Annotated in this window: 4 protein-coding genes; 2 read left to right on the top strand and 2 right to left on the bottom strand. The window is 68.0% G+C overall.

Going from position 1 to position 6,153, the window contains the following annotated elements; genetic code table 11:
- Window positions 1–24 precede the first annotated feature (24 nt).
- Window positions 25–1,287: a DUF222 domain-containing protein gene (locus ACLQ3C_RS19380; RefSeq protein WP_425706727.1), complete on the top strand. Its 1,263-nt coding sequence runs from the start codon at window positions 25–27 to the stop codon at window positions 1,285–1,287.
- A 140-nt stretch (window positions 1,288–1,427) separates the two neighbouring features.
- Here ACLQ3C_RS19380 and ACLQ3C_RS19375 read toward each other — a convergent pair whose 3' ends face one another.
- Window positions 1,428–2,570, bottom strand: a complete 1,143-nt coding sequence (locus ACLQ3C_RS19375) for an acyl-CoA dehydrogenase family protein (RefSeq protein ID WP_425706721.1) — start codon at window positions 2,568–2,570, stop codon at window positions 1,428–1,430.
- Window positions 2,571–2,703: 133 nt separating this feature from the next.
- On the opposite strand from ACLQ3C_RS19375, the gene ACLQ3C_RS19370 reads away from it, so the two are divergent.
- Window positions 2,704–3,327, top strand: a complete 624-nt coding sequence (locus ACLQ3C_RS19370; RefSeq protein WP_425706720.1) for a TetR/AcrR family transcriptional regulator — start codon at window positions 2,704–2,706, stop codon at window positions 3,325–3,327.
- Here the strand turns inward: ACLQ3C_RS19370 and ACLQ3C_RS19365 are convergent.
- Window positions 3,299–6,139 (bottom strand): sacsin N-terminal ATP-binding-like domain-containing protein, encoded by a 2,841-nt coding sequence (locus tag ACLQ3C_RS19365; RefSeq protein WP_425706719.1) that lies wholly within the window; start codon window positions 6,137–6,139, stop codon window positions 3,299–3,301. The two genes, ACLQ3C_RS19370 and ACLQ3C_RS19365, sit on opposite strands and share 29 nt — an antisense overlap.
- Window positions 6,140–6,153: the final 14 nt, after the last annotated feature.

Here is a 6,153-nt window from a genome sequence, read left to right as displayed (position 1 = left end):
GCAAGATCATCCAGGGGGGAATCCATGATCGACGACACCACCACTCTTTCCGCCGAACTGTACGGGCACCTTATCGGACTTCTCGATGACCGTACTTACAGTCCAGACCTCACCTCACGAGAAGCCTTCGCCGCGATGCAGCAACTGAACACGTTGCGCAACATGCTCGATCACTACGCGGCGACCCTGACCGGCGAGTTCGACCGCCTCAAGATGACCGCACCCCAAGGCCGATCGGTGCGAGAACTGTTGATCACCATGGGATTCGCCCCGGCCGTCGCGGGCCGACTCGTCCACGTCGGCACCGCCGACAACATCGACGGACTGCATAAGCACAGCGCCTACGGGTCGGTGTCCCTCGACCACGCCGACGCCGTCGTCCGCGGACTCACCCACATCGAATCCCGCGCCGGCGAACCCGTCACCCCCGAGCAACGCCGCGACCACACCCGAGCACTCGTCTCCCAAGCACTGTCCGGGATGAGTCCCGCCGAAATCGGCAAGCACGCACACCAACTCGGCAACACTCTCGCCGACGACACCGGTGGCATACCTGCCGCCGAAGACAAGACCGTCAACGAACTCGGCTACCACAAGACCAGCGACGGACGCCTCGACGTGCGCGCCAACCTCGATGCGGTCGCCGGGGAGAAACTGCACAGCCTCGTCGAAACACTGTCCGCGCCAAAGCCTCAACCCAACGGCTCGCACGATCCACGGCCGGCCGAACGCAAACGCGCCGACGCTCTCGAAACCATCCTCGAACTCGCCCAAAAGGGCCTCGCCGATGAGACCGTGTCGTGCAAACCCACTGGTGGAGTGCTGTTGACCATCCCGGCCGACACCCCGAAGCTTTCCGCACTCGAGTTCATGGGCTCGGTCACGCCCGCCACCGCGAAAACTCTCGGCTGTGACGCAGGGATCACCGTGGTCATCGTCGACGGCGACGAAGTGCCGCTGAATGTGGGTCGCGAGAAGCGGTTGTTCACCCCGACGCAACGAAAAGCGTTGCTGCTGCGCGACAAATGCTGCGTCAAATGCGGCGCGCCCGCGTCACGCACCCAAGCGCACCACCTCGAGCACTGGATTGACGGTGGGGCCACCGACCTCGACAACGGCTGCTTGCTGTGCACCAGCTGCCACCACGACGTCCACGATAGTGGGTGGGATGTCGTGATGGGCTTCGACCGGCACCCATGGCTCATCCCGCCCGCCACGGTCGATCCCCGACGACGACCGTTACCGGCCTACAACCGACGCTCACTACGCCTCGACGACGCTGCCTGAAACCGATTGCCTGAAATCAGCTGCGTGACATCAGCCACCTGACTGTGGTCACCTGACTGTCTTCACCTGACTGTGGCCGCCCGGACCGTGCTTCTGCGGAAGCCACTGTGTACCTTGACAACTCCATAGTGAATGGGCGCTCAGCCGTGTGCCAGCGCCCTACTGATCACCAGACGCTGGATCTGGTTGGTGCCCTCGAAGATCTGGGTGATCTTGGCTTCACGCATCAGTCGCTCGACCCGGAAGTCGCGGGTGTAGCCATTTCCGCCGAGCACCTGCACCGCATCCGTGGTGACCTTCATCGCGGCATCGGTCGCAACGAGTTTCGCGGTGGCGGCGGCGCGCGAATACGGTTGCCCCGCATCACGGCGCCGGGCGGCATCGAGATAGGTGGCGCGTGCGGAGTCGACGGCCGCAGCCATATCGGCGAGCAGGAAACCCAGACCTTGGTGGTCGATGATCTTGCGGCCGAACGTTGTCCGCTCCTGGGCATACTCGATCGCGGCGTCCAACGCGGACTGGGCCAGTCCGGTGGCACACGCGGCGATACCCAGACGTCCGGAGTCCAAGGCGGAGAAAGCGATCGGCAGGCCCTGCCCCTCGACACCGATCAGCCGGTCGGCATCGACGACGGCGTCGTCATAGGTGGCCGAGGTCGTCGGGACCGCATGCAGGCCCATCTTCTCCTCGGGCCTGCCGAACGTGAGTCCGTCGGTGTCGCGGGCGACCAGGAAGCACGAAATCCCCTTGGACCCTTCGCCGGTCCGCGCGAACAGGTTGTAGAGGTCGGCGATACCGCCGTGCGTGATCCACGCTTTGGTACCGGTGACGTGGTAACCGCCATCGGCAGGGACGGCACGGCAGTTCAGCGCAGCCGCATCCGATCCGGCCTGCGGCTCGGACAGACTGTACGCGCCGATGAGTTTGCCGTTCAACAGGTCCGGCAGCCAGCGCTGCTTCTGCTCGTCGGTACCGAAGTGGAACAGCGGGTGGCACGCCAGACCGTGCACACTGGTCGCGACGGCCACCGCAGCCCACCGCGCCGCAAGTTCCTCTAGCACCTGCAGGTACACCTCATACGGCTGGCCGCCGCCGTCCCACTCGACCGGGTACGGCAATCCGAGCAGACCCGCCGCACCCAATTCGGCGAACAGGCCCATGGGATACGTCTCGGCCTTCTCGTGCTCGTCGACGATCGGGGCGAGCCGCTTGTCGGCGATGTCGCGGGTCAACGCGATGAGGTCACGCGCCTCGTCGTCGGGGAGCAGACGGTCAACAGCCATTATCCGGAACCTCTCGTTCACAACATTCTCAAATCAGTACCCAAGTACGGTCTACGGTACTATTCGGAGAGCGGGAACACCATCGGCACCCCAACTTGCCGACATCGCGGCCCGCTGAACGAGAGGAGAGTCCGTGGCCGGCCCACAGCACCCCGACTTCGGTACGCGCAGACGCGCCGCATTGTTCGACGACCTTCTCGCATTGTTGCTGGCGGAAGGCTTCGCGCATCTGTCGGTCGCCGATCTCGCGACCCGGCTGCGCTGCTCCAAGTCGACGATCTACACCCTCGCCGACAGCAAGGAACAGCTGGTCACCAAGACCGTCACGCACTTCTTCCGCACCGCCACCGAGCGCGTCGAGGCGCACGTCGCCGCCGCCGGGTCTCCGCGCGTGGCCGTCGTGGACTACCTGATCGCGGTCGGCGAGGAGCTGTCGCCGGCGTCGGAGGAGTTCATGAGCGACCTACATGCGTTCGGTCCGACCCGTGACTTGTACGAGCGCAACACCGCGACCGCCGCGCGCCGAGTGCGGGAGCTGATCGACGCGGGCGTGCGCGCCGGCGAATTCCGCGACGTCAACGCCGCCTTCGCCGCCGACATGGCCGCGACCATGATGAGCCGGATTCAGCGTCGCGAGGTCACCGCGACCACGGGACTCGGCGACGCAGCTGCCTACCGGCAGCTCGCGGCACTGCTGACCACCGGTATCGACGCGCCGTCCGCGCAGGTCAGTCGCGACGCCGGGACAAATGCGTGACACCGTGCCGATCAACCCACCAGCGCACCCGGACCTCGCGCGCACCCGACGAACCGTTCCGCGACAGCAGGATTCGAAGGTCATCGTGAATACGAACCTCGCCCGCCGGTGACCGCCCGGTCTCCGCGGAGAACAGCACCACCTCGGTCGAGGCCGCCGTCGTATACGTCCCGGCATCGATCGGGTCGGCGGTGAATTCCTCCGACGCCGGCGGGAGATCGAGGATGTCGGCGAGCGTGCCGGCGGCCTCGGCATCGGATGGTCCGACGACGAGCAGGTCGGGGTCGACGGCCTGCGCCCACCACGGTTCGTCGAGTATCACCGGCACCGTGACGCCCTGAGTCCCCGCAACACCCCCGGACACCACACGCACACCGCCGGGATCGTCGATGTCGGCCCAGCCGATGGCACCCGACCGGCACGACGCCACCACTGCGGCATAGATGCCCCGGGCGACGCCGGGCGCGACCGCGCACTCCTCGTCACCGACGCGCGCAAGGAACAGCGATGCCTCGTCGGCCGATTCGGGCGGCAGCGCCGCGAGGGCCGGTGCGAGCGTGTCGGCCAGCGGATGGTCGAGCGGATCGAGGACGCCGGCCAGCGACATATCCGACGGCGCCCGATACTCCCCCAGCAACAGCCCGTCGACCTCGGCGAAATGACGCAGCCACCATGCGGTGTAACCACCACGGTCTCCCAGGGCCTGCGCCGAGGACTCGTCACCGACGATCAGCGACAACGCCGTCGGCCACCGATCCGGGTCGACCAGGTCGAGATCGCGGACGGCGCTGAATCTTTCGGGAGCCTCCGGGCCATCAGAGGACGCATCCCACCACTGCTCCTCATCGGGCAGTTCGTGATCGGGCCCGGTGGGCAACTCGTCGCGCACCACCGAGAAGCCCCATCCGACACCGAGGCGGCGCACCGCATCGGCACCGAACCGCTCGGCGAAGCCGTCGTCGAGCAGACCGAACGGATGGTCGTCGACGAGTACCGTGGCCAACGGGGAGTCGGCGAGAAGCAGTTCATCGGCGCTGCGCCACTCGCCATCGCCGGTCGGCAATGGCAGTCGCGACAGCCACTCCGGAACCGGTGCCGCGGCGTCGGCCACGATCAATGCGAGGACCTCGTCGGCCAGCCCTGCGGCGCCGGAATCAGCCCCGTCGCCGTCCTCGACGGACTCGGCCGCCTCCTCGACGAGGGTCTGCAGCACCGGGTCGGCGAGCGCGTCGGCAACCGAAAGTCGTTGCACACCCAGTCGTTCCAGGATCGGATGGTCGGCCACCGGGTCGACGGTGCGAATCCAGCGCAACGGCGTCTGCACGGCATGCGTCGTGAACAGTCCGCGGGCACCGATGTTCATCCGGCCGTCGGTGCGTGGGATCGGCAGCGCGGCAAGCTCTTCGACGTCGACCGCGGTCGCGACCAGCGGTGCCAGCACGGCGTAGAGCCGGCCCCACCACCCGGCGTCGCGTTCGACGCCGGTGAGTCGCTGCGCCACCTCGGCGAGCCCGATCTGGGTGACGCCCAGCGACTCGAGGAGCGGAACATGTTGAGCAAGTGCGAGGTCGGGGTGGACGAGGTCGGCGAACACGTCGTCGAGGACGTCGGCCAGCTCCGCACTCAGGCCGACCAGCACCGCCGCACGTGACGGCACCAGCGTCGTCGCGTCGGTGCCGGGAAGCCAGGCCGCGGCCCGCAGTTCGTCGAGGACGGCGTCGATCAGCCGGGCGTCGTCACCACCTCGTGCGCGGTGTGGCCGCGGGATGAGCGCCAGGCTGTCGGCGGGTTCGGCCAGGCGAATCAGGTCGACGTAACCTGCTGCGGCACTGGCGATGTCGGCGTCGGGGTGAATATGCCGACGGTCGTGGGTGAGCGCGAGCCGGGCGATCAGCCGGCAGGGTAGCGACAGTTCGATGTCGGTAGGGGTGGGCGCCCACAACACGTCCCGGCCGGTGCCCACGGGCTGCCCGTCATCGGCGACGAGCCACCGCGACGGCCCGTGCTCGACCTCGGTGAACGACCGTTGCTCGGCCGGTCCCCCGCCGGTCGCCACGGTGACGACGAGCCGGTACGCCCGTACCCCCGGCGCCAATCCGTCAGCCGGGCGATCTGGGCGATCGGTGCGATCGATCTCGAAGACGGTGTCGGCAACGGTGATCCGGTGCAGCCCGGGCAGTGCGAGGAGCAGGTCGGCCGCCTGTGCCGTGGCGGCGGCGAGTAGGTCGGCCGGCACGACGCCCTCGGCGAGACCGAGGACGATCTCGGTGGCGAAGCCCGCGCGCGGCGCGCCGGCACTCGACCAGGCCAGGCGCAACAGCGGAACCCGCGGGCCCCCAATGATTCCCGCGTCGGCGACCGCATCGGCGGTGAGCGCGCGGTCGAATCGGATGGCGCCGGTGACCGAGCGGATCTCCACGGTCGCCGCGACCGCGGCGGTGGCGGTGAATCCGACCCCGAAGCGGCCGATCACCGCGCCCGTATCGTCGGGCACCTTGGCCGACACCCGCAATGCGAGCAGCGACCGGACACCGGAATCGGTCAGGGGCGCCCCGGTGTTGGCGATGTGCACGCCGTCGCCGTCGGCCCAGATCGCGACCTCCCCGACGATCCCGCCCAGCCGCGCCGCATCGGCGGCATTGGTGACGAGCTCGACGAACAGCCGATCGCGGTAGCCGACACTCGCCAGATCATCCTCGGCGGCAACATCTTCGGCCAGCCGGGTCGGCGACTCCCGCCACGCCGACAACGTCGCCGCACGCGCAGCCGCGGTACCGAACGGGTCCGGGCCGATCGGATCTGGACCGGACATATCTGGGCCGGACA

The sequence above is a fragment of the Gordonia sp. DT30 genome, assembly GCF_049844915.1.
Taxonomy (GTDB): Bacteria; Actinomycetota; Actinomycetes; order Mycobacteriales; family Mycobacteriaceae; genus Gordonia.
This window is presented reverse-complemented; position numbering and strand designations above follow the sequence as displayed.

Bases quoted from the DNA above. Each gene is read 5' to 3' on its own strand.
- ACLQ3C_RS19375 (WP_425706721.1), bottom strand. From the start codon at position 2,570: ATGGCTGTTGACCGTCTGCTCCCCGACGACGAGGCGCGTGACCTCATC.
- ACLQ3C_RS19380 (WP_425706727.1), top strand. From the start codon at position 25: ATGATCGACGACACCACCACTCTTTCCGCCGAACTGTACGGGCACCTT.
- ACLQ3C_RS19365 (WP_425706719.1), bottom strand. From the start codon at position 6,139: ATGTCCGGTCCAGATCCGATCGGCCCGGACCCGTTCGGTACCGCGGCT.